Source organism: Amycolatopsis sp. CA-126428, assembly GCF_002904335.1.
In the GTDB taxonomy this organism is placed as follows: Bacteria; Actinomycetota; Actinomycetes; order Mycobacteriales; family Pseudonocardiaceae; genus Amycolatopsis.
The window spans coordinates 43963-68457 of the sequence record NZ_PPHF01000129.1; the positions used below are offsets into that span (position 1 = coordinate 43963).

At 72.9% G+C, this 24495-nt stretch carries 9 protein-coding genes; 1 reads left to right on the forward strand and 8 read right to left on the reverse strand.

Going from position 1 to position 24495, the window contains the following annotated elements; all coding sequences use genetic code 11:
- Positions 1-238 precede the first annotated feature (238 nt).
- Positions 239-1879: a hypothetical protein gene (locus C2L58_RS31415; RefSeq protein WP_103341294.1), complete on the forward strand. Its 1641-nt coding sequence runs from the start codon at positions 239-241 to the stop codon at positions 1877-1879.
- Positions 1880-2190: 311 nt separating this feature from the next.
- On the opposite strand, the gene C2L58_RS31420 is transcribed toward C2L58_RS31415, so the two are convergent.
- The 8 genes from C2L58_RS31420 to C2L58_RS31460 form a co-directional block, all read right to left on the reverse strand.
- On the reverse strand, positions 2191-4023 hold the full coding sequence (locus C2L58_RS31420; RefSeq protein ID WP_158264192.1) for an AfsR/SARP family transcriptional regulator: 1833 nt from the start codon (positions 4021-4023) through the stop codon (positions 2191-2193).
- Between the two features lie 910 nt (positions 4024-4933).
- A complete protein-coding gene (locus tag C2L58_RS31430; protein WP_304532964.1) occupies positions 4934-5158 on the reverse strand; it encodes an MbtH family protein in 225 nt (74 codons plus the stop codon).
- Positions 5155-6534, reverse strand: a complete 1380-nt coding sequence (locus C2L58_RS31435) for a cytochrome P450 (RefSeq protein WP_103341296.1) — start codon at positions 6532-6534, stop codon at positions 5155-5157. Before C2L58_RS31435 ends, C2L58_RS31430 begins: the two co-directional genes overlap by 4 nt.
- Positions 6535-6562: 28 nt before the next feature.
- On the reverse strand, positions 6563-7477 hold the full coding sequence (locus C2L58_RS31440; protein WP_103341297.1) for an esterase/lipase family protein: 915 nt from the start codon (positions 7475-7477) through the stop codon (positions 6563-6565).
- Positions 7474-8676: an FAD-dependent monooxygenase gene (locus C2L58_RS31445; RefSeq protein WP_233226044.1), complete on the reverse strand. Its 1203-nt coding sequence runs from the start codon at positions 8674-8676 to the stop codon at positions 7474-7476. Before C2L58_RS31445 ends, C2L58_RS31440 begins: the two co-directional genes overlap by 4 nt.
- Complete coding sequence (locus C2L58_RS31450; RefSeq protein ID WP_103341298.1) at positions 8670-9590, reverse strand: SDR family NAD(P)-dependent oxidoreductase; 921 nt, start codon at positions 9588-9590, stop codon at positions 8670-8672. The genes C2L58_RS31445 and C2L58_RS31450 overlap by 7 nt, the downstream gene beginning before the upstream one ends.
- 2 nt (positions 9591-9592) lie before the next feature.
- Entirely contained in the window at positions 9593-10951 is a 1359-nt protein-coding gene (locus C2L58_RS31455) for a phthiocerol/phthiodiolone dimycocerosyl transferase family protein (protein ID WP_103341299.1), read from the reverse strand.
- Positions 10951-24354: a non-ribosomal peptide synthetase/type I polyketide synthase gene (locus C2L58_RS31460; RefSeq protein WP_233226045.1), complete on the reverse strand. Its 13404-nt coding sequence runs from the start codon at positions 24352-24354 to the stop codon at positions 10951-10953. Before C2L58_RS31460 ends, C2L58_RS31455 begins: the two co-directional genes overlap by 1 nt.
- Positions 24355-24495: the final 141 nt, after the last annotated feature.

A 24495-nucleotide genomic window follows, 5' to 3' on the forward strand; every position in this document is an offset into this window, starting at 1 on the left:
GCGCGGACCGTGGCCGACCGGGAGCGGATGCTGCGCGCGAGCCCTGACCTCGAGGAACAACCTTGCCTACGCTTGCCTACCGGTCGGATTGACGAGTCGAGCTTTCCATTCGAGCAGACCATCGCCTCACGTAAGCACGTTCTGGGGGGCAAACCACAGTCAATCGCCAGTCACAATATCTGCGACGCTGCACCGGTGACCGTGAAATCGGTCATCGAAACCGGACTGAAAGCACGAAATGGCCGACGACACCCGGGACGACCGGTTCAGGCAAGCGGAACGCGAGGCCCTCGCATTGCTCGCGAAGGCCCGGCAGGAGGATGACCCGCCGCTGGTGGACGAGGCGATCGCCCGGCTGCGAGTCGCCCTCGACGACCCGTCCGCGGCGGACCCCGTGCGCTCCCGACGCCTGCACAATCTGGGTTTCGCCTACGTGGCCAAGTTCCAGCGAGACCGGAACCGGAACACCATCGACGCGGCCATCGACGCCCGGCGAGAAGCGGCCGTCCTGGTCCACCCGCCGAGCTCCGACTTCGTCAATCGGCAATCCGCGCTCGGAGAAGCCCTCCGGCTGCGGTTCGAGACGCTCGGCGATCCGGATGACATCGAGCGCGCGGTTTCCGTCGCCCGCACGGCCGTCGAGACCGCCGGCGCCCATCCGCGAGCCCTGACCAACGCGCGAGCCGCATTGGCCAGCACACTGCGCGTCCGTTATGAACGCCTCGGCGACCAGGCCGCTTTGGACGAGGCCATCACCCAAGGCCGTCTCGCGGTGACGGAATCGGCGGCCCGCGGCGAAAGCCGGGCGGGGCGGCTGAACAACCTTTCGATCGCCCTCCGCGACCGCTACCTGCAGCGCAGAGACGACGCTGACCTCGACGAAGCGATATCGGCATCCGGCCTGGCGGTCAGCTCCGCGACCGGCGACCCGCTCCTTCGAGCCCGGTGCTTGACCAACCACGCTCTCGCGCTGCGGTCCCGGCACATCCTGCACACCGACCGCGGTGGGCTGGCCGGTGTCGGGAACCCGCTTGCCGCGGACGACCTGTACGACATCGACGCCGCGATCGAGGCCCTCCGGCAAGCCGTCAGCCTGTTCGGAGGACCTGACAGCGGATTCCGCAAGAGCGCGCTGTCCGGAGCATTGCTCACCCGGTATGAGGCGAGCCACAACAAGTCGGATCTGGCCGAGGCAGTCTCCTGGGCGCGGGAGGCTGTCCGCGGCTCCGACCCCGCACACCACGACGTGAGCGGGCAGCTCAACGACCTGATGTACGCGCTGACAAAAGCCGCTGCCGAGAACCGCGACGCGGCAGAGGCCGAGGAAGCCGTCCGGTGGGGCACCCACCTGGTGACCGTGACCGCGCCGGGCAGTGCGAACCGAGCGCTGTACCTGACGAATCTCGGCCTCGCGCACCGCGCGCACCATGAAGTCACCGGCGACACGACGTCGAGGGATGCCGCAATCGAGCGGTGGCGTGAAGCCGCCACGATGACCACGTCGGTGACGGCCGAGCGCATCAACGCGGCGATCCACTGGGCGTTGTACGCGAACTGGTCGGAGCCCGGGTCGGCTACCGCACTCGCGGGGTTCCGCCAGGTCATCGAGCTGATCCCGGTTCTGGCGTGGCGCGGGATCGCCCGGACCAGCAGGGAACGCGTCCTCCGCGACCTGCTCGGCCTCGGCGGCCAGGCGGTCGCGGCCGCACTGGCCGGCGAGCGCCCCGACCTCGGCCTGAGCTTCAGCGAAGGCAGCCGTGGCGTGCTCTGGTCCCAGCTTCTCGACACGAGCGCCGACTTCACGGAACTGTCCCTACGAGCACCTGACCTCGCCGCCCGGCTCAATGCCTTACGTGCGGCCCTGGACAGCGACCAATGAGCTTCCCGGACAGAACTTCCGGGGCAATGACTCGGACGCAGGCCGAGTAACGCGGCATACCGCACCCGCGAAGCTTTGCCGGGCATCGGCCGCATGGTCACCTGCGCGGCGCACCTCATCTCGGCGGTTGCCATCACCTGGTACGGACCGGCCGCGAAGCCATTCGACATGCACCCGCAAACGACCAAAGCGCGCGCTCCCCGGGCGCACCGTCGGTGCGTTCGCCCACCGGTTCGTGGCTCGTCGGCGCCGGCGACGGTGACCAGCCACGCTCGGATCACGATTTCCTGCGCGGCGCCGCGCAGGCACGTTCAGGCCGCGGCCTCGTTCCTGGCCACCGAACGGGCATAGGCACGCAGGAGGGTGTGCATCCGGTAGCGGCCGACCTTGTCCTCTACCAGCAGGTGCACGTCGAGGAGCTCTTCCAGCACCCTCTCGGCGTTCTCGGCCGTGGTGCCGAGCAGCGCGGCCGCCTTGCAGACATTGAACTCCGGGTCCGCGCGGGTGCCCAGCAACCGGAACGAGCGCTGCTGCTCGCCGGTGAGCCTCTCGTAGGAGGCCGCGAACACGTTCGCCACGCTGAGGTCGGCGAGCGACAGCTCGGCGAGCTGCCTGCCCGCACCGCAGAGCCGTTCCACCAGGTGCCGCACCGTCCACGCCGACCGGTTCCGGAAACGCGACGCGGCGATCCGGACCGCCAGCGGCAGGTACCCGCACACCTCGGCCACGTCCGCGACCCCCCGCGCCTCCGACGCGGTCCGCTCCCAGCCCGCCACCCGCTGGAACAACGCCACGGCGTCGCTCCGCGACATCGGCTGCAGCGAGTGTGCCGACACCCCCTCGAGCGCGCTCAGCCTGCGCCTGCTGGTGATGAGGACGCCGATGTCCGGTCCGGTCGGCATGACCGGGCGGACCTGCGCGGTGTCCTCCGCGTTGTCGAGCACCAGCAACAGCCGCCGCCCCGCCACCTGCGACCGCCACCTGGCGATCCGCCCGGCCAGGCTGTCGGGCACCTGTTCCGCCGGGACACCGAGGCTGCGCAGCAGGAAGTCGAGTGCGACGGCCGGATCCGCCGGGCGCCGGCCGGGTGTGTGCCCGTGGAGGTCGACGAACAGCTGGCCGTCGGGGTACTTGTCCGCGAGCAGGTACGCCACCCGTACCGCCAGCGCCGTCTTCCCGACCCCGGCCATGCCGTCGACCGCCGTGACCACGGTCGCGGACTCGGTCGGCGCGCCCGCGGCGGTCAGGAGCTCGGCGATGGCCTCGTCCCGGCCGGTGAAATCGGCGATGTCGTAAGGCAGCAGGCACGGCCGGGGTGGTGTGGTCACGGCGACGGTCGCGGCGGAGCCGTCCTCCGCGACCGTCTCCTTGACCGCCGCCGGTACCTCGGAACGCACCCGCCGCGGCGGGGCCACCGCGACCGGGGCCGCCCCGGGCAGCGAGCTCAGAGAGGCGTCACCCCGCAGAATGCGGTGCCGCAGCTCACGCATGCCGGGCCCGGGTTCGATCCCGAGCTCCTCCGCCAGGAGCTGCCGGGTCCGCTCGTACACCTCGAGCGCCTCGGACTGCCTGCCCGATCTGACCAGCGCGAGGATCAGCTGCGCCCGCAGCCCTTCTTGCAACGGGTGCTCGGCGACCAGCTCGGTGAGCTCCGGGATCAGGCCGGCCGCCTCGCCCTGCCTGAGCCTGCTCTCGACCGACAGCTCCTGGGCGACCAGGCGCTGCTCGTCGAGCCGGGAGGCCGCGGCCTCGATCATCAGGCCGGGCAGTCCCGCCAGGGCCGGACCGCGCCACAGGCGCAGCGCCTCCGGTGCGGCCGTGCCGACGGTGGCCCAGTCGCCGTCGGCGGCAGCCCTGCGCGCGGTCGTCAGCGCGCGGGTGAAGCGGTGGACGTCGACCTGCTCCCTGGCCACCTGCGCCCGGTAGCCCGGCCCGTCGGAGACCACGACCGCCCGCGCGTTGTCGAGCGAGAGGCGCAGCCGCGCGATCGCGTTGTGGACCTGCCGGCGAGCGGTTCCCGGCGGGTCCTCCCACAGCAGGTCCACGAGACGTTCGGTGGTCACCACCGTGTCCACGTTGAGCAGAAGTGCCGCCAGCACCTTCTTCTGCCGCAAGCCGCCCAGCTGCCGCCGACGACCGTTCACCCACACTTCCAACGCACCGAGCAGCCGAAATTCCGCTAACGCAGGCGACCCGGTCAACGGCCTCCCCCAACGGCCACAGCGGTGAACTCGTTCTGTCGCCACGCCATTGCCAAGTACATGACCACTCCCCCGTCGATCCGTACCTCCATCATGTGGCGCCCGGGTGGGCTCCGCATCGCCATTATCCGCGACACGGCACCCGGTCGGTGCACGGTTTCCGGGGGTGTTCCTGATGACTGCCGGACGAGTTGGTGGAATGCCTTCGCTGGGCAGTCTTGTTCTGGAGGCCGGGATTCCTGTCGTTCGTTCGGACGGGTGGGGCCGCACCTGCTCGGTGGACGTATCGGGTGTCCCTGGGCTGGTGAGCCCTTTCCGGTGGAGCGGCACCACGGGAACCGGCGGGTTCTCCGTCGAGACCGGTGCCCCGCGCGGATCGCCGGGATCGCGAACGGCTCAATCGGAGTCAGGCGCAGAACCTCGTCATTCGGGCACCGCGCGTTCTCGTCAGGGTCTCTGACCAGTACAGACAGCTGGTCGAGAGGAATGCTTGAGGGTGAAGGTGTTCTGCGGCATCGACCGGGCCTTCGCCGGCATCGGCCGAGCCGCCCCCACGCGACCGCTGTCACCGTCGCCGAGCCCACGGCGACCGCACGCCGCCGCCGGAGCGGCACCTGTTCAACCGCTTCCTCGGACAGCTCCACCACTGTCCAGACCTCCGACCCAGCAAAGGCTTTCGGTCTCGCTCCCGGCACACCGGCCGCGGCCGCGGCTTGACAGCTGGCGAGATCGGAGGTCTATCAGCGGTCCCCCGATGCCACCAGACCCGGTGCCCCGTTCGGCTGGGGGCGCAAGTGATGCCGGGCCTGGCGACCACAGCTCCTTGATCAGGAACCACGAAAAGGTGACGGGGTCACCGGGACCGCGCGCCGCGCGGACGGAGGTCCGTCCAGCTCCTCTCGACGTAGGCCAGGCAGCCGTCGCGGGTGTCCTCGCCGTGCACGACCTGCCAGCCGGTGGGCACCGGCAACCCGGCCGGCCACAGCGAATGGCGTTCCTCCTCGTTGCGCACCACCAGGAACGCGCCGTCGGGATCGTCGAAGGGACTCGTCGTGCCCTCCCGGTCCTGGGCGATCACCGGCCCGTCCTGCGGACGACCCGGACCCGCGCACCGCGGGCCGGCACCTGGACCACGTGGCGCATAACGGGTTTCTCCGCCGCGGGCCGGTCCGGGCGCAGGTCGACGTCGCGCAGCACGGTCCGCAGGATGATCTCCAGCTCCGTCTCCGCGAACAGGGCACCGAGGCAGCGGTGGGCACCGCCGCCGAACGGGAGGAACGCGCGGGCCGGCACACCGGGGTCCAGCCAGCGCTCGGGCCGGAACTCGGTCGCGTCCTCCCCCCAGGTCGCGCGGTCGGTGTGCGCCGCTGCGATCGACGGCCACACGAAGGTTCCCGCGGGCAGGTGGTACCCGCCCAGCTCCGCGGGCACGGACAGCCGGCGGCCGAGGTTGTAGCTGAGCTGCCGCAGGCGCAGGGTCTCCTTGATCACGGCCGCCCGGTACTCGTCGTCCGGGTCGTCGAGGCCCTCCCGCGTCCTCGCGAGCGCCGCCGGGTGCCTGAGCAGGCGCTCGAACATCCACGCCGCCGCCACCGCGGTCGTCTCGTGACCGCCGAGGAGCAACGTGAGCAGCTCGACCCGCACCTGCTCGTCGTCGGGGCTGCCGTCGAGCAGCATCGCGAGCACGTCCGGGCGCTCGGACCGGCCGGGGTCTTGGCGTGCCCCGGCGATCTCCTCGAACAGCAGGTCGTCGGCGCGCTGCATCGCCGCGATCGCGGTGCGCCACGGACCGAACCCGGTCAGCCGCGGCCAGATCCACATGAGCAGGTCGAGGGTTCTGACGTCGAGGACCCGGCCGAGGGCCGCGGACACCTCGGCCACCCGCGTCGGATCCTCGACCCCCATGACCACGCGGATGATCACCTTGAGGGTGAGCCGCCGCATGCACTCCACGAGCGGGAACGTGCTGCCCACCGGCCAGGCGGCCACCTCCTCCTCGGCCAGTCGCGCCATGGTCGAAACGACGCCGGCGATGCGCTTGCCGTGGAAGGGCGGCACCATCCGCTTGCGTGCGGCCCGGTGCGCGGCGCCGTCGAGCGCGAGCACGGACCCGCGGCCGACGAGCGGTTCGAACAGCAGGTTGTTTTCGCCGATCGGGAACGTCTCCGGCGAGCCGAGTGCCGCGGTCCGCACGTCCTCGGGCCGGCACACGATCACGATCCGGCCGACGGGTGCCACCCGCAGGGTGAACGTGTCCCCGTACCGCTCCTGCATCTTCGGCCAATAGGTGTTCCGCGCGGCCCAGGTGCGCAGGGACTGGACCGCGATCGGCGCGCGGGGCCCCGGCGGGAACTCCTCGCCCGGCCCCGGCTCGGGGTGGTGGATCGCCGGGCGCCAGCCGTAGAACCGGTCGCGCGCCGGCTTGCGCCGGTAGGTGGGCAGCTGGTCGGTCATCGGTATCCCCTCGGTCGTGGGAGCGGGCTCACTTCCACCCGGGGAAGTACGGGTCGACGCGGAAGTTGGGCACCGGCTTGGCGTTCTCCGGGTCGAGGGCGTTGAGGACGTGCAGCCACGCCCGCTCGTTGTAGACGATGCCTGCGTGCTCGCAGAGGTCCTCCGGGCAGCCGTCCTGCAGGAGGATGTTCGTGACGTTGGGACCGTCGAGGAAGGCCTTCTTGTACGGCGTGACGATCTGGTCGTGCTCGGTCATGATCACCGTGTAGGTCGGGCCCGGCCTGGTGTCCCCCTTGCCGTAGATCAGCTCGACCGTCGCGGAGTCGGGTGCACCCTGGTCGCTGAGCGGGAAGAGCTTGCGGGCCATCAGGTGGTACATGCGAGGGGCGACGTTGCGGTACACGTAGGTGAGGGTGCTGAACGAGACACCGTGGTTGGACGGCGCGATGGACACCGCCTTGTCGACGTTCGGGTAGCCCTCGAGGACGTTGAGGTAGTACTGCATGAGCAGTCCCCCGCCCCCGGAGTGGCCGACGAGGTCGATCTTGTCGACGCCGAAGCGCCGCTTGAGCCGCTCGACCTCGGCCGCCAGCTGCTCCGCACTGCCCCGCAGGTCGGCGACGCCGTGGAACGGCACGTTGATCCGGCCCGCCCACTTCGGTTTGCCCCAGTTCATGGTGCACACGCAGTACCCGTGGTTGCGCAGGAACGGCGCGCCGGCCTGGAAGTTGAACGACTGGTTGGACATGAACGCGTGCAGGAGCAACACCGGCCGCGGGTGCTCGTCGGTCGGCGTGGCGGTCGGGTCGTTGGCGCCCGGCGGCGGCTTGCCCGGCGTCAGGTAGCGCCGCACGCCTGCCCGCATGTCCCACGGCACCGGCAGCTCCCCCGGTTCCGTCGCGGTGTGGGACCTCCAGGCTCGTTCGGTGGCGGCTCTGGTCATCGGATGGCCTCCTTGTCGGCACGGGGAGATGTGGCCGGCGGCTCCGGCTCAATCGGAAGGTGGAATCTCATCGGGGCGATGTTCTGCCTGCGCACGGCGGATGCCGGGGCGTACCGGATGACGAGGTCGCGCAGGCAGACCGCGATCGGGTGCTCGAGTTGTTCGGTCCGGCTCAGGCGCCGGGACGCCGTCACCAGCCACCGCGTGCGTTCCCGGCGCGCGCGCTCGTAGCCGCGAAGTCCCGCGACGACGCCCGTCGCGTGCGCGAGGTGGTATGCGAGCGAGTACCCGTCCTCGATCGCCGCCCCGGCGCCCTGGCTCAGGCTGGTGAGCATCGGGTGGGCCGCGTCGCCGACCAGCGTCACCGGGCCATCGCCCCAGCGGTCGCTGAACGGCCGGTCCTGGGCGGGCACGCTCACGATGTCGGCCTCGGCGGTCCGGGAGATCACCTCACGGACCTCGCTCGCCCAGCCCGCGTAACACCGGAGCACCTCCCGTTTCGTGTCCGCCCCGCGGTGCGCGCGCCCCGCGGGGACGTTCTTGGTGCCCCACCAGTAGACGTGCCCGCCACCGATGTCGATCAGGCCGAACCTCCGGCCCCGGCCCCAGTAGTGGGCGGCGCCACCCGGCGGCAACGCGGAGTGCTCGAACGCGACGGTCGCGATCCAGCAGACGTAGCCGTGCTCGGTGACCGGCTCCGGGCCGGCCACCCGCGCCCGGACCGCGGACCGGATGCCGTCCGCCCCGATCAGCAGGTCGCCGGTCACCGTCCGGCCGTCCGCGCGAGTGATTGACACGCCGTCACGGCCGCGCTCGTAGCCGACGACCTCGGAGCCGTAGTGGACCGGTGTGTCCCCCGCCCTGTCCCGCAACAGGGCGATCAGGTCGGCGCGGCGCACGTTGACGACCGGCGACCCCAGCTCGGCCGAGATCGACGCGATCGGCAGCTCGCGCATCGGCCTGCCGCGGGCGGTGTGCAGGGTGAACCGATCGCAGACACGCCCGAGCCCGGCCGAGCGGAGGTCGATGCCCAGCGCGGCGAGGACTTTCGTCGCGTTGCACGCGATCCCGAGTCCGCCGCCCGACGTCCGCCACGCCGGCGCAGCCTCGAACACCTCGACCTCCACGCCCCGGGCCCGCAACGCGATCGCGGTGGTCAGGCCGGCCACCCCGGCACCGGCCACGAGTGCCTTCACCACGGCCGCTCCCCGTCATCGGCGGACACGGGAGCCGGCTCGGCGAACTGCCGCCGCACCACCGCGTCGAGCACCCGGTCCGGCAGCAACCGCGACGCGATGGCGGCCGCCCAGGCGTCCACCCCGACGTGGTAGCGGGTCCTGGGCCTGCGTGCGGTCATCGCGTGGACGACCGCGGCCGCCACGTCCTCCGGACGGGTCCTGCTCGCCCGCGCGCGCGCCTCGTTGGTCGCGACGAACGCATCGAACCGGCGCCGGTAGGACTCGGCGACGTCGGCGGGTGCGGTGTCGAGCACCCGCCGCGCACCCGCCGCGACCTTGGCCCAGATCGGGGTCATCACGGCACCCGGTTCGATGACCGAGACACTCACCGCGAACGGGGCGAGTTCGCGGCGCAGCGCGTCGGACACGCCCTCCTTCGCGAATTGCGACGCCGCGTAGGCGCCGAGGAACGGCGCGGCGACCCGGCCGATCCCCGAGCTGACGTTGACGATCCGGCCCGCCGGGGTCGCGGGCGGCACCGCCGCGGTCCGCATCCGCAGCAGCGGAAGCAGCCCCTGGGTCAGCGCCACCGTGCCGATGAGGTTCACCTCGAGCTCGGCCCTGAGGTCCTCGACCGGCAGGCATTCCAGTGGCGCCGACACGCAGATCCCGGCGTTGTTCACCAGACCGTGCAGGCCGGCTCCGTCCGTCCGCTCGCGCAACAGCTTTCCCGCCGCGGCGATCGATCCCGCGTCGGCGACGTCGAGGATCACGGGACGGACCAACGGGTTCGCACTCGCGAGCCGCTCCGCGTTCTCCTCCGAGCGGACGCCCGCGTGGACGGTGAACCCGGCGTTGGCGAGCCCCAGGGTGGCTGCCTCGCCCAGGCCCGACGACGCGCCGGTGACGAGGACAGCGTGCCGACTGTTCTCCATGCTCAACCTCTCGTTCCTGCCCGGACCGCGTCACCGGTGCGCCGGAGCCCGGACAGCAGAGCCCGCAACGCGCGGTCCGCGATCTGCTCGGCTCGCGCACCGGTGATCGCGCCGTCGATGTAGGTGAAGTTCCACTGCAGTACGCCGTGGCTGGTGTTCACCGTCGCCACCAGGTACCCGCTGACCGACACACCTGCGATGAACTGGGCGCCGGAGAGCTCCCACTCCCCGGCCCGGGCGGGGAAGTCGTAGCGCCCGATGTTCGACAGGCACACGTTCCCCGGTCCCACCCGGTCGACCACCGCGACCGCCCGCGCGCTCGTGGCGACCGACCGCGGCGACATGAACCGCAGCAGGGAGACCAGCGCGAGGTGCTGGCGGAACCGCGTGCGGCGGCGCAGGTCCCGGAACGCGCCGCGTGCCACGTCCCACAGGTCTCCCCCGCCTGCCACCGCGACGTGCGACGGGACGGTGGCGACATAGGCGCCCGCGTCGTCGGGTGCGACCGGTGGATCCAGCTCGGCGCGGAAGTCCACGGGAGAACCGATGGTCACCCGCGTCCGAGCCGGCACGGTGCCGGACACCGCGATCGCCATCGCCGCGGTCAGTGCACTGTGGACGGTCACGCCCTCACGCCTGCACCGGGCGGTCAGCTCGGCGAGCTGCGCGGCGGTCAGCTCGCGGTGGACCAGCCCGGTGCGCCTGCGGTGTGGGGGGACCGGAGTGTCCGGCACGAACCGCCGGGGCCGTGCGACCGCGGTGGCCACGCTGTCGGCGAGCATCGCCGCCACGAGGTGCGCCGCGCGGGGCAGACGGTTGACCCGCCGCGGCAGCATCGCCTCGGGCGGTGGCAGCGCGGGACGCGACGGCGGCGGCTCGAGCGGCGGCCGGGCGGCCAGCTCCACCAGCCTGCGCAGAAGTCCCAGCGCGGTGGTGCCGTCGGCGACGATGTGGGAGACAGTGAGGACCAGGTCGTGGCACTCCTCGGCCGTTCCCCGGCCGTACGCGATGTCGGCCAGGCGCGCCAGCGGGCCGGTGTGCCAGTCCAGCGACGACGTCAGTTCGACGGCACCGACCTCCCGATGCCAGCGATCCACGTCGGACGGTTCGGCGTCGACGGCACGGACCGGGATCCTCGGGTTCGCCGCGCCGGCAAACCTCGGCCGGGCGCCGTCCTGGCCGGCGACGGCGACCCGGAGCAACGGGTGCTCGCCCACCAGCATCGCGGCCGCGCGTTCGAGGTCCACCGGTGTGCACACCCCTCGCACCCGCACCCGGGCGACGACGTTGAGCGGCGAGATCTGGTCGCAGACCCAGTACCAGCGTTCCATCGGGCTGAGCTCCCTGCGCACCTCGCCCATCAGTCCCCCTCCGGCCGGCCGGCGGCCGTCTCGTCGCCGCGGCGCAGGGCGTCGCCGAGCCGCTCCGCGACCACGCCGACGTTTGGCGTGTCCAACATGGACAGGTGGTTGCCCGGCACCGGTACGGTCTCGGCGAGTGACCCGGCCCAGTGCCGCCACCCGTTGTCCGGGCTGGCGAACATGCCACGGAGTGCCCGGTGCGCACCGGCGAAAGCCTCCGGGAGGTCGTCGGTGGCCCGCAGGACGAGCAGCGGCCGGTTCAGCTTCTCGAGCCGGTGACCGAGCGTCGCCCGGTAGTTGGCCCGGAAGACGCCGTACAGCCTGCGGAGCAGTTGCGGCGACCCGTCCGAGGGCAGGATGCCGAGCGCGATGGTCCTGCGGAGGACCGAGTCGAACAGCTGCCCCGTGTGCTCGCCGACCGGGTCGGGTTCTGCGGCCAGCCGGTCCTCGCCGCCGGAGTACCAGAGCAGCTCGCGGAAGAACAGGGTGATCAGCTGCCGCTCGTCGAGCGCGGTGCGGGGCCCCTCGCCGATCGCCATCGTGTCGAGGAGCGTCACGGTGAGCAGTTCCGCCGGGCCGAGCCGCCCGGCCATCTCGTAGGCGACGTAGCCACCGAAGGACCAGCCGGCGAGGTGGAAGGGACCCTCCGGGTGCACGCGCCGGACCGCCGCCAGGTAGGAGTCCGCGATGGCCGTCATCGACGACAGGGGCACGGTTCCCGGTTCGGCACCCGCTGCCTGCAGGCCGTACACCGCACGCCCCGGTGGAAGACACCGGACCAGGTCGCGGTAGCAGAAGACGTTGCCGCCGATCGGGTGGACGAGGAACAGCGGCGGCCCGTCCCCGTGCTCGCGCAGGGGAACCACGAGGTCGAAGACCCGGTGGTCGTCGTGGGACCGGATGGCGGCGGCGAGCAGGCGGGCCGTCGGGCTCGTGAGGAACACGTGCAGCGGCAGCTCTACACCCCACCGCCGCGCGATGGTCATCGCAGCACGCGTGGCGCCGATCGAGGTTCCCCCCGCGTCGAAGAAGCTGGTGTCCACGCCGAGTTCGCCGAGCCCGGCGAACTCCGCCAGCACCGCGGCGACCGCCTCCTCGAGGTCGTCACCGGGCGGGCTCTCGACCCCGCCGGCGGCAGGGGGGCCTGCCCCGATCGCCCGCAGGGCGGCGTCGTCGCGTTTTCCGCTCGGCGTCAGCGGCATCGCGTCGATCCACTGGAACGTCGACGGCACCATGTGCGGCGGCAGGACCTGCCGGAGCTCGGACCGCACCGTGTCGATCCCGGCCCGGGGCGGACCGCCGACGAGGAACGCCCGCAGCACCGCGTCCGCTCCGCCGATCGTGCTCGGTACGACCGCGACCTGGTCGATACCGGGGTACTTCCCGGCCAGCCCGAGCAGCGCGATTTCGACCTCCGCGCATTCGACCCGGTAACCCCGGACCTTGACCTGGCCGTCGGCGCGGCCGAGGCACACCACGTCGCCGTTCGCCATGGTGATGCCGAGGTCGCCGGTGCGGTAGCGGACCGAGCCTCCCGGCCCCGCGACGAACCGCTGCGCGGTGAGGCCGGGCCGGTTCTCGTACCCTTGCGCAAGGGCGGCGCCCCCGACGTAAATCTCCCCCCGCACACCGGGCGGCACCGGCCGCAGCCGCTCGTCGAGCAGCGCGACACCCGTGTGCGACACCGATGTGCCGACCGGCGGCAGCAGCGGGTGCGCGCCGACCGCGGCAGGCAGCTCGTGAGCCAGCACCACGTGGGTCTCGGTCGGGCCGTACTGGTTCTCGAGGACCGTCGCCGGGTTCGCGCCGCAGAGTGCCCGGATCTCGTCGGTGATCCGCAGCTGCTCGCCGGAGGACACGATCCACCGCAGCGAGGCGGGGTACTCACCGGTCGCGGCGGCGACCTCCGCGAGCGCCTGCAGCGCGACGTAGGGCAGGAACACCCGGTGCACCCCGGCCCGGACGATGACGCGCAGCACCTCGGCCATGTCCTGCCGGACCGCGTCGTCGACCAGGCGCAACGTGCCCGCGCCGGCGAGCGTGGAGAAGATCTCCTGGAAGGAGACGTCGAAGCTCAGCGGCGCGAACTGAAGCGTGGTCATACCCACCGCGCCGGTGGCACGGCGGTTCTGCCACCGGACGACGTTGGCGAGCGCGCGGTGCGGCAGGGCGACGCCCTTCGGTTCCCCTGTCGAACCCGACGTGAACAGCACATAGGCGACGTCTTCCTGATCGATGCCGGGCAGCACCGGCGCGTCCTCGGCGGACGCGGTGAGGAGTCCGGCCGGGTCGACGACCGTCGTCACGTCGGCGATCCCGGCTCCGAGGTCCGGGTCGGCCACCGCGAGGCTGGGGCGGGCGATCGCGACCATCTCGTGCAGGCGTGCCCGCGGGTAGGCCGGGTCCAGCGGGACCACGGCGGCCCCGGCCCGCAGCACGCCGAGCACCACCGCGATGAGACGGGGTGAGCGCCGCATGTGTACCGCGACTCGTGCCCCGGGTGGCAGTCCTCTGCCGACGAGTGCCTGTGCGACGGTGTCGGCGGTGTCCCCCAGCTCGCGGTGGGTCCATTCCTCCGAGTCGCCGGCGACGGCGACGGCGCCCGGGTGCAGTGCCGCAGCCCCGGCGACCAGCTCGGTGACGTCGTCCCGCCGCGGTCGCCTCAGGTCGATCTCCCCGTCGGGATCGCGCACCATCTCCGCGAGCAGCTCGACGAGCACCCGGCCGAACTCCGCGCACTGCGTCCCGGTCAGCGTGTCGCCTCCCGTGCTGACCCGCAGCGAGACGCGGCCGTCGCGCGGGTCGACGAGCACGGTGTTCAGCAGCGCGAAGTTGGTCTCCTCCCGCACCGCCACGTCCACCAGTTCGACCTCGCCGAGGACGGCGGCGAGGTTGTGGTAGTTCACGAAGTTGAACGCGGTGTCGAAGGCGGGCTGATCCTGCCCGGCGACCAGCTCGCTGACCGGAAGACGCCGGTGGGGGTGCGCGTCGCGTTCCCACCGGATGATCCGCGCCACGGCCTCCTGCCAGCTCTGCCGCCGCGTGTCCATGCGCACGGGCACGGTGTTGATGAACAGTCCGGCGCACAGGTCGGCGCCGGCGCGGCCCGGCCGGGTGTGGGTCACGCAACCGGTCACGACGTCGTCCGCACCGGACACCACCCCCAGGGCGAGACAGTGTGCGGTCAGCAGGACCGACTTCAACGGCAGGCGGCGCAGGCGGGCGAACCGCTTGACGGACCGGTCGAGCCACAGCGGGAGGACCACGGTCCTGGCGCCGTCGTCACCGGGGCCGACGTGCGGCCGGGTCGGCAGAATCGTCGTCGGCCGGGACCCGGCGAGCGCCTGTGCCCAGAACCGCGCCGTGGCGGCGTCGTCGAGCGCCGCGCGCTCGGCGCGGGCGTGCTCGGCGAGCAGGAGCGTCGAGCACGCCTGCGTGCCGGGCGCGGTCGGGTCGCCGAGGTGGGACAGGTAGTCCCGCAGCAGTTCGCTGACGAGGTTGGCGACGCTCCACCCGTCCAGGATCGCGTGGTGGAAGTGGAACACCAGGTCGACGTGGCCATCGGGCTGGACGAAGACCCGCATCCCGTGCGGCACCGGCGGCGTGCCGGAGCCCGAGACCAGCGGATACGGCGCGTGCGCCGCGTGCGCCGTGTACTCGTCGACGTCGCCGGGGCCGTCGACCACCAGTGGGGGCTCGACGTCAAGGAAGACGAGCTGCAGCGGGGTGGACCGGCCGGTGAGGTCGAAGGTGGACCGGAGCGCGGGCTGGCGGCGCACCAGCCGGCGGTGGGCGCGGCGGAACTCGTCCTCGCGCCACGGCATCCTCAGCCGGTAGTGGAAGACGTCCTTGTACAGCGTGGAGTCCGCGCTCTGCAGGCTGTGGAACAGCATGCCCAGCTGCAGTCGCGACGCCGGGAAGGCGTCCTCGACGTCGTCGCCGATGCTCGCCCGGTCGATCAGCGGCACCAGCTCGAACGCGGCGGACACGGCGGTGTCCGCGCCGGAGGGCCACCCGCCGTGCACCACCTGTGCGGCGAGGTCGGCGATGGTGGGGCGGGTGTAGAAGCGGTCGAAGTCGAAGGGGAAACCGCGCTTCTCGGCCTCGGTCCGCATGCGCAGCACCAGGATCGAGTCGCCGCCCACGGTGAAGAAGTCGTCGCGCATCCCGAACGCGCTCGACCCGAGCAGGCCGGTCCAGATCTCGGCCAGTTCCTTCTCGACGGGGTTGCTCGGCTCGTCCGAACGGTCGTCGTGGCGGCGGAGCGCGGCCAGTGCGGACCGGTCGGCCTTCCCGCTGCGGGTCAGCGGAAGCTCGTCGAGCCACACGAACTCCGCCGGGATCATGTACCCGGGCAGCCGCTCCGCCAGGAAGTCGACGACCGCTGCCGTCGGCGGGGACCGGTCCACCGTCGCCGGCACGACGTAGGCCACCAGCCGGGTCCCGGTGCCGGTGCGCTCGTCGGTCACCACTCCGGCCGCCACCCGGGGGCACCGCGTCAGCACGCTCTCGACCTCACCGAGCGCGACCCGGTTGCCGCGGACCTTCACCTGGTCGTCCAGCCTGCCCAGGAACTGGACATTGCCGTCGGGGAGCCACCTCGCGAGGTCGCCGGTGCGGTACCGGCGTCCCTGCGGAACCGACTCGTCGACGACGAACGCCGCCGCGGTGAGGGCCGGCCTACCGAGGTAGCCGCGGCCGACGCCGACGCCCGCGATGTTGAGCTCGCCCGGTACGCCGACCGGGCACCGCCTGCCCTTCGCGTCCAGCACCACCAGGGTGGTGTTGTCGATCGGCCTGCCGATGGGCACCCGCTCGACCGGGCCGGACGGCGGAATGTCGAAACTGGACACGTCGACCGTCGCCTCGGTCGGGCCGTACAGGTTGACCAGCCGCACCCGCGCGAGTCCCGCCGCGGCGAACACCGAGCGGAACCGCTCCGCCAGCGCGGGCACCAGCGCCTCCCCGCTGCAGAAGACCCGCCGGAGGGTGCGGACCTGACCGGCTGCCCCCGGCTCCTGCTGGACGTGGTCGAGGAACGGGCCGAGCATCGCGGGCACGAAGTGGACGACGGTCACCCCGTGTCGTTCGATCGCGGCGGCCAGCTCACGCGGGTCGCGCTCGGCGCCGGCAGGCGCCACCGCCACCCGGGCACCGGCGTGCGCCCACCACATGAGCTCCCACACCGACACGTCGAACGTGGCCGGTGTCTTGTGCAGGACGACGTCGTCGACGGCCAGCGGGTACCTGCGCTGCATCCAGGTCAGGCGGTTGACGACCGAGCGGTGCTCGATCATCACGCCCTTCGGGGTGCCGGTGGAACCCGAGGTGTAGATGACGTAGGCCAGGTCGGCGGGCCGGACGAGGGCCGCTGCCGGCGCGGGGTCGCCGTACTCGCCGGACGCCGCGACCGACCGGATCCCGAGACCGGCCAGCAGGTCGTCCGACCCGGGGTCGGCGACGGCGATCCGGGCGCCGCAGTCCGCCAGCACGGTGCGCACCCGCTCGGCGGGGTGCCCGGGGTCGACCGGCACGTAGGCACCGCCGGCCGCGTGCACCGCATGCACAGCGACCAGGAATTCCGCCGACCTCGGCAGGATCACCGGCACGCACTCCTCGGGGCGCAGGCCGAGGTCGCGCAGTCGTCCGGCGAGCCGGGCGACCGCCGCGCCGAACTCCGCGTAGGTCAGCGTGTACGTCTTCCCGTCGATTCCGTCCCCGCCGATTCCGACGATGGCGGGCCGTTCCGGGCTCCGCGCGATCGCCGCCGCCAGCAGCACGTCGAGGGTCGCCGGCTCGGCCGGCTCGACCGACGGCCCGCGCTCGTACCCGGCGATCGCGGCCGCTTCGTCAGGACCGAGGGCCACCAGCTCACCCACCGGCGTGTCCGCCGACCGGAGCGCGCCGTCGAGCATCCGGACCACGTGCCCGGTCGCCGCCTCGACGGTGAAGGCGTCGTCGAAGACGTCCTCGGCGTGGAACACGTCGACGGCGAGGGATCCGTCCGCCTCGTGCTCCCGGACGACGATGTTGACGGCGTCGAGCGAGTAGCCGGACGAGAGCACGGTCGTCTCCACGTCCGTCTCGTCGTCCGAGTGTCCCGCCGGGACGGTGATGTAGGAGAAGGTGACGTCGAAGAGGTCGCGGTCGCGCACGCCGTGCTCTCGCAGGGCGGTGCGCAGGTCGCCGAGCGCGAACCGCTGGCGGGCGCCGAGGTCCCACACGTCGGCGCGGATCCGGTCGGCGAGTTCGAGCAGTGTCCGGCTCTCGTCGACGGGAACGTGCAGCGGCAGGATGTTCGTGACGTGCGACATGGTCGACAACTCGGCCGGTGTGCGACGGTTCAGCAGCGGGATGCCGAGGACGATGTCGCCGTCGCGGTGCGTTCGGCGCAGGTAGGCGGCGAGTGCGGCGGCGGTGACGGAGAAGATCGAACGGCCGGTCGCCCTGATCCGGTCCGCGGTGGCCGCCGCGACGTGGAAGGACCGCTGCCGCCTGCGGTGGCCGCGCACGGTGCCGTTGCGGGGGAACAGGGCCGGGCGCAGCGGGGCCACCGCGCTGACGAGGGCGTCCCGGTCCGCCTGCCAGTCCGGTGAGCGCCGGTACTCTTCGTCCGACCGGACGACGTCCAGACAGCTCGGGGCGCGGCCGGCGACGGCCTGCCGGTCACCGGCCCGGTAGGCCTCGCGGATGTCCCCGATCAGGATGTTGATGCCCCACGCGTCGGCGACGGCGTGGTGGAACCGGCAGTACACGATCAGCGAGTCGGTGTCGTCGATGAGGATCGTCGTCCGCGCGAGCGTGCCGTCCAGCGGTATCACGGTGTCCGTGGTGCAGGCGATCCACCGCAGGCAGGCGGCCCTCGGGTCGGCTTCCGCGAGGAACGACACGACCTCGACGTCCGGGGCGCCGGGGAGCACCCTCTGCAGCAACGCGTCACCGTGTGCGGCGAACCGCAGCCGCATCGCGTCGTGCCGCAGCGCGGTGCGCCGGATCGCCCGCTGCAGCCGCTCGACGTCGGTCGCGCCGCGCAGCCGGAAGTACCCGGTGGGCTGAGAGATCGGCAGGTCCGGATAGGCCATCGCGACGGCGACGACGTCTTCCTGGTAGCGGCTCAGCGGCGCCAGGTCGTGCTGCGTGTCCACTGTGGAATCCACCGGGTCGGCGGCCGTGTTCTCCTCCGCTGCCGCCGCGGGTGGCGGCTCCTCCCGCGGCGGCGGCGCGGGTGCCAGGAGTGTGAGCAGGTGCTCGGTCAGCGCCAGCGGAGTGCGGTACTCGAACACGGCGTTCGCGGGAACCGGGAGTTTCGTGGTCTTCCGCAGCCGGTTGCGGAACTCGACCGCCCCCAGCGAGTCGAACCCCATCTCCTTGAACCCCGTGGCGGGGCCGATCGCGTCCGGCGAGTCGTGCCTCAGCACGTCGGCGGCGACGCCGCGGACCAGCCCCAGCACCGCGGCCCGCCGCTCGTCGGCCGCCAGCGCGCCGAACCCGTCGGCGAGCGGCGGCGTTCCCGGCGTGCCGCGCCCGTTGCCGGCAACGCGCAGTGCGGGCCGGGCGAACCCGCGGAGCACCGAGGGCCCGGTCGGCGCGCCGGAGGTCGCGGTGGGCGGTTCGAGGTGGGCCGGGACGAGCAGCGACCGCCCGCTTTCCAGCGCGGCGTCGAACAACGCCAGACCGTCCGTTGTGGACATCGGGGTGAAGCCGGTGCCGTGCAGGCGTGCCCGGTTCCGGTCGTCGAGGTGCCCGGTCATCCCCGTGTCCTGCCCCCACAGCCCCCAGGCGAGCGAGGTCGCCGGCAGCCCGCGCTGGCGCCGGTGCTCGGCCAGCGCGTCGAGGAAGGTGTTGGCCGCGGCGTAGTTCGCCTGGCCCGCGGTGCCGAGGATTCCGGCCGCGGAGGAGAACAGCACGAACGCGGCCAGGTCGAGCCCCTGGGTGACCTGGTGCAAGTGCCACGCCGCGTCGACCTTCGGCCGGAACACGCGGTCCACCTTCTCCGGTGACATGGCGCCGAACACGGCGTCGTCGAGCACGCCCGCGGCGTGGACGACCGCGGTCAGCGGATGCCGCGCGGGTATCCGCGCGATCGCGGCGCCGAGCGCGTCCCGGTCGGCGGCGTCACAGGCGAGGATCGAGACACCGGCACCCGACGCCGCCAGCTCCTCGGCGAGCTGCCTGGCGGTCGCGGTGTCCGGCCCGCTGCGGCTGAGCAGGAGCAGGTGCCGGACCCCGTGCCGGGTCACGAGGTGCCGCGCGAGCAGCGCGCCGAGCACGCCGGTGCCGCCGGTGATGAGCACCGTGCCCGCCGGGTCGAGCGCCCTGGGGATGGTGACCGCGAGCTTGCCGGTGTGCCGGGCCTGGCTGAGGAACGTCAGCGCCTCCGGCATCTGGCGGACGTCGCGCACCGAGACTGGCAGCGGCCGCAGCTCGCCGCGTTCGAACAGGGCACCCAGCTCCGACAGCACCGCCCCGGTCTCGGCCGGCCCGACCTCGGTGAGGTCGAAGGGCCGGTAGGACACGCCAGGATGGCGCGCCGCGACCTCGTCCTCGGCGCGCACGTCGGTCTTGCCCAGCTCGACGAAGACACCGCCGCGCGGCAACAGGCCGAGCGACGCGTCGACGAACTCGCCGGCGAGCGAGTCGAGGACGACGTCGACGCCGGCGCCACCGGTCGTGCCGAGGAACTTCTCGCGGAACTCGAGCGTGCGCGAGTTCGCCACGTGGTCCTCGTCGAAACCCAGGCGCCACAGGGTGGGCCACTTCGCGATGCCCGAGGTGGCGAAGACCTCGGCGCCCCAGTGCCTGGCGAGCTGGATCGCCGCCATGCCGACCCCGCCGGTGGCGGCGTGCACGAGAACCCGTTGGCCCGCCGTGAGCCCCGCGAGGCCGCGCAACGAGCAGTGGGCGGTGAGGAACGCCGCCGGCACAGCCGCCGCCTGCTCGAACGTCCAGGTGGCCGGAAAGGTGGTGAAGTACCGGTGATCCCGGACGGCCAGCGGGCCGACGCCGTAGGACATGCCCATCACCCGGTTGCCCGGCCGGAGCGACGCGACGTCGTCCGCGACCTCGACGACAACCCCGGCCACCTCGTTGCCGAGGTCGACGTCCGGGTCGGGGTACAGCCCGTAGCCGATCATGACGTCCCGGAAGTTCAGCCCGACCGCGCGGACCGCGACCCGCACCTCACCCTCGCCCAGTGGCGTCGACCCGGCGGGCGAGCGCAGCAGCGACATGTTGGCCGCGTCGAGCGTGCCCTCCCCCGACGTCCTCAGCCGCCAGTCCGGCTCGTGCAGGTGCTCGACGCCGGCGATGGGAGGTGCCACGCGCGCAAGGCGTGGCACCCGGGCGACCCCGTGCCGGAACGCCAGCTGCGGTTCGCCGTGCACCAGAACGGTGGGCAGCACCTCCCGCCAGGACGACCAGTCGTCGACGTCGACGAGGACGATCCGGCCGGGGTTCTCGGTCTGCGCGCTGCGCACCAGCCCCCACACCGGCGCGTTCTCCAGGTCCACGACGTCCTCGCCCGCACCGGTCGAGACGGCCCGCCTGGTGAGGACCACCAGCGTGGCACCGTCGAGCTCCGGTTCGGTCAGCACGCGCTGGGCCACCGCGACGACGTCCGCCAGCGCCTGCCTGGCCCGCCTCGGCAGGTCCGGCCCGGCGTGCTCGTCGGAGGGCGTGCAGCGCAGCACGGTCACACCGGACGGAGCCACCGCGGGCCACTCCGCCCACGTTGCCCCGGTCTCCGGGTCCGCCGACGGGGCGACGGCTGTCCACTCGAGACCGAACAGCGAGTCCGGGGTGCGGGCGCCCGCGGCGCGGAGGCGGGTGGGTTCGATCGGCCGCAGCGTCAGGGAGTCGACGGTGCAGACGAGCCTTCCGTCGAGATCCCGGAGGGTCAGCCGGTACACGTCCGGCCCGGTCGCGACGATGCTGACCCGCAGGGCGCGGGCGCCGACCGCGTGCAGCCGGAGTCCTTCCCAGGCGAAGGGAAGCAGCACCGTGTCCGGCTCCGCCTCCGTGCCCGTGCCGGTGTCCCTGTCGGGCCCCGCGTACTGGAACGCGTGCAGTGCGGCGTCCAGCAGGGCCGGGTGGAGGGAGAAGCCGTCGTCCGTCTCGCCGGGGAGCGCGACCTCGGCGTGGACGTCGGCGCCGTGCCGCCACACCGCGCGCAGGCCCCGGAACGCGGGACCGTACTCGTAGCCACGCCGCGCGAGGCGCTCGTACCCGTCGGACACGTCGACCGGTCCGGCGCCCGCCGGTGGCCAGGCCGCCGGGGCGGTGTCGGGAACCGTCCCGTCCGGCGCCAGCACACCGTCGGCGTGCCTGGTCCACGGACGGCGGACGTCGATGCGCTCCTCGGCCTCGGTACGCGAGTAGATCCGCACCTCGCGTCCCTCGCCGGTGTCGCCGGACACGACGACGCGGACGACGACCGCGGTTCGCTCGGGGACGACCAGCGGCTCGTGCAGCACGAGGTCGGCGACCGCGGGACAGCCGGTCTGCTGGCCCACGAACATGGCGAGCTCGGCGAGGGCGGCGCCGGGCAGCAGGACGACGCCGTTCACGGCGTGGTCGGCCAGCCAGGGGTGCGTTGCCCGTGACAGCAGTCCGGTGAACTGCAGTCCGTCGTTCTCGGGGTGGTCGTGCGCGGCGGCGAGGAGCGGGTGGACGAGACCGCCGGGGACACGCCGGCCGGTGGTGTCCCCGGCGCCGGGCGACAGCCAGTAGCGCCTGCGCTCGAAGGGGTAGGACGGCAGGTCGGTGCGACGCGGCCCGTGGTCGCGGAGGCGACCGGCCAGGTCGGCCTGCCCGCCCGCGACGTGGACCTCCGCGACCGACGTGAGCAGTCGGCGGAGGCCGCCTTCGTCGCGCCGCAGCGTGCCGGTGACGACGGCCGCGCCGTCCGGGTCGAGCTCCTGGAGCGTCTCCTCCACCCCCACGGTCAGGACTGGGTGGGCACTGACCTCGACGAAGATCCGGTGGCCGCGCGCGTGCGCCACCCGCACCGCCCGCGCGAAGTCCACCGTCCCGCGCAGGTTGCGGTACCAGTACTCCGCGTCCAGTCCGGTGCCCTCGACGCGGTCCCCGGTCACCGTCGAGATGAGGTCGACCGCGCAGGCCATCGGCTCGATGCCGTCGATCGCCTCCCGCAGGGTCACCTCGAGCGCCTCGACGTGGGCGGAGTGCGAGGCGTAGTCGACCGGTACCCGGCGGGCCCGGAGAGCACGTGCCGCGCAGTGCGCCATGAACTCGTCGACGGCCGCCGCGTCGCCGGACACCACGGTCGATCCCGGCCCGTTGGTGGCGGCGATGCCGAGCCGGCCCGCCCACCGCGCGAGCAGAGGTGCCACCTCGGCGGCGCCGAGCGGTACCGAGACCATCCCGCCGGTGCCGGCGATGTCCAGGATCGCCTTGCTGCGCAAGGTGACGACCCGGGCCGCGTCGCGCAGCGAGAGGACGCCCGCGACGTAGGCGGCGGCGATCTCGCCCTGGGAGTGCCCGATCACAGCGGCCGGCTCGACGCCGAACGCCTGCCAGCAGCGCGCGAGCGACACCATGACGGCGAACAGCGCGGGTTGCACGACGTCGACCCGATCCAGGCCCGGGGCGTCCGCGCGGCCGAGGAGCACGTCGAACAGCGACCAGTCCGTGAACTCGGCGAACGCGCGGTCGCACGCCGCGATCTCGGCCGCGAACACCGGGCTGCTGTCGAGCAGTGCCACCGCCATGCCCGCCCACTGCGAACCCTGCCCGGGGAACACGAACACCACCCCCGGATCCGCCGCGGCGCTGCCGGTGACGGTGCCCGCGTCCGGCCTGCCGTCGGCGAGAGCGGCCAGCCCGTCGAGTGCCTCCGCACGGTCGCCGGTCACGAGGACCGCGCGGTGCTCGAAGCGAGTCCGGGCCGCCAGGGTGCCGGCGACGTCGGCGAGAGCGAGCCGCGGCCGCGCGGCGAGGTGGGTGCGCAGCCGGGAGGCCTGCGCGCGCAACGCCGGTTCCGTCCTGGCCGACAGGACGAGCGGCACCACCGGGGAGTCCGGCTCGATGTGCGCGGCGACGGCGTCCTCCGGTGCCTGTTCCACGATGACGTGGGCGTTGGTCCCGCTGATCCCGAACGACGACACCGCCGCCCGCCGGGGCCGGCCTGCCGACGGCCAGGTGGTGGTCTCCCCGACGACCCGGATGGTGCCGGGGGACCAGTCGACGGCACCGGTCGTGCCGGACAGGTGCAGGGTGCCCGGTACCTGTGCGTGCCGGATCGCCTCGACCACCTTGATCACACCGGCAATGCCGGACGCCGCCTGTGGGTGCCCGATGTTGGACTTGACCGAGCCCACCAGCAGCGGGTCGCCCGCCGGCCGGGCGGCGCCGTAGGTCGCCATCAGCGCACGGGCCTCGATCGGGTCACCGACCTTCGTGCCCGTGCCGTGGGCCTCGACGACATCGACGTCGGCGGGCGCGATGGCGGCGTCGGCGAGGGCGTCGAGTATCACCCGCCGCTGACCGGCCTCGTCCGGCGCCGACAGGCCGTCGGAGGCGCCGTCCTGGCCGATCGCGGTGCCGCGCAGAACCGCGAGCACGTCGTGGCCGTGGCGCCGCGCGTCCGACAGCCGCTCGAGGACGACCACCCCGGCGCCTTCCGAGACACCGAACCCGTCGGCGGCGGCGGAGAACGGCTTGCTGAGGCCGTCCGGGGCCAGCGCGCCGAGGTGCGCGAACCCGACGAAGATGCTCGGCGCGCAGACCACGTTGGCGCCGCCGGCGAGCGCGAGCGAGCATTCGCCCGCCCGCAGCGCCCGGACCGCCTGGTGCACGGCCACCAGGGACGACGAACAGGCCGTGTCCACGGTGACCGCCGGCCCTTCCAGACCCAGGGTGTAGGCGACCCGTCCCGAGGCGACGCTCGGCGCCGTGCCCGTCGTCAGGTGCCCTGCCCGGTCCGGGTCACCCGCGAACACCCTCGGGCCGTACTCCTGTGCCACGACGCCGAAGTAGACGCCCGCCCGGGTGCCCGCCAGGGTCGTCGGGTCGATGCCCGCGTGCTCGAGCGCCTCCCAGGAGACCTCGAGCAGGATGCGCTGCTGCGGGTCCATCGCCAGCGCCTCGCGGGGGCTGATGCCGAAGAACGACGGGTCGAAGTCCCCTGCCCCCTCGACAAACGACGCGCCACGCACGTAGGTCGCCCCCGGGGCGCCCGGCTCGGTGCCGGTCAGCGCCGCCAGGTCCCACCCGCGGTCGGCGGGGAAGCCGGCCGTGACGGCGTTGCCGCCGCGTACCACGAAATCCCACAGCTCGGCGGACGAGCAGATGGTGCGCGGGTAGCGGCAGCCCATGCCCACGATCGCCACCAGCTCTTCGGCCGGTTTCCCGTCGGATCTGCTGTCGGCCGGGACCGGACTCAATTCGGCTGGCACCTCACGGCCCCCCCAAGGATCTCGTTGCGGTATGCCTCGACGCGCCGTCTTCAGCGTGAGACGAAGACGTAATCTCGCAGCCGGCCCTCTCCGCACGGCATCCGTTGCGCGCGCCGCCGATGTCCTCCC

Bases quoted from the DNA above. Each gene is read 5' to 3' on its own strand.
- C2L58_RS31415 (WP_103341294.1), top strand. From the start codon at position 239: ATGGCCGACGACACCCGGGACGACCGGTTCAGGCAAGCGGAACGCGAG.
- C2L58_RS31435 (WP_103341296.1), bottom strand. From the start codon at position 6,534: ATGACCGACCAGCTGCCCACCTACCGGCGCAAGCCGGCGCGCGACCGG.
- C2L58_RS31440 (WP_103341297.1), bottom strand. From the start codon at position 7,477: ATGACCAGAGCCGCCACCGAACGAGCCTGGAGGTCCCACACCGCGACG.
- C2L58_RS31450 (WP_103341298.1), bottom strand. From the start codon at position 9,590: ATGGAGAACAGTCGGCACGCTGTCCTCGTCACCGGCGCGTCGTCGGGC.
- C2L58_RS31455 (WP_103341299.1), bottom strand. From the start codon at position 10,951: ATGGGCGAGGTGCGCAGGGAGCTCAGCCCGATGGAACGCTGGTACTGG.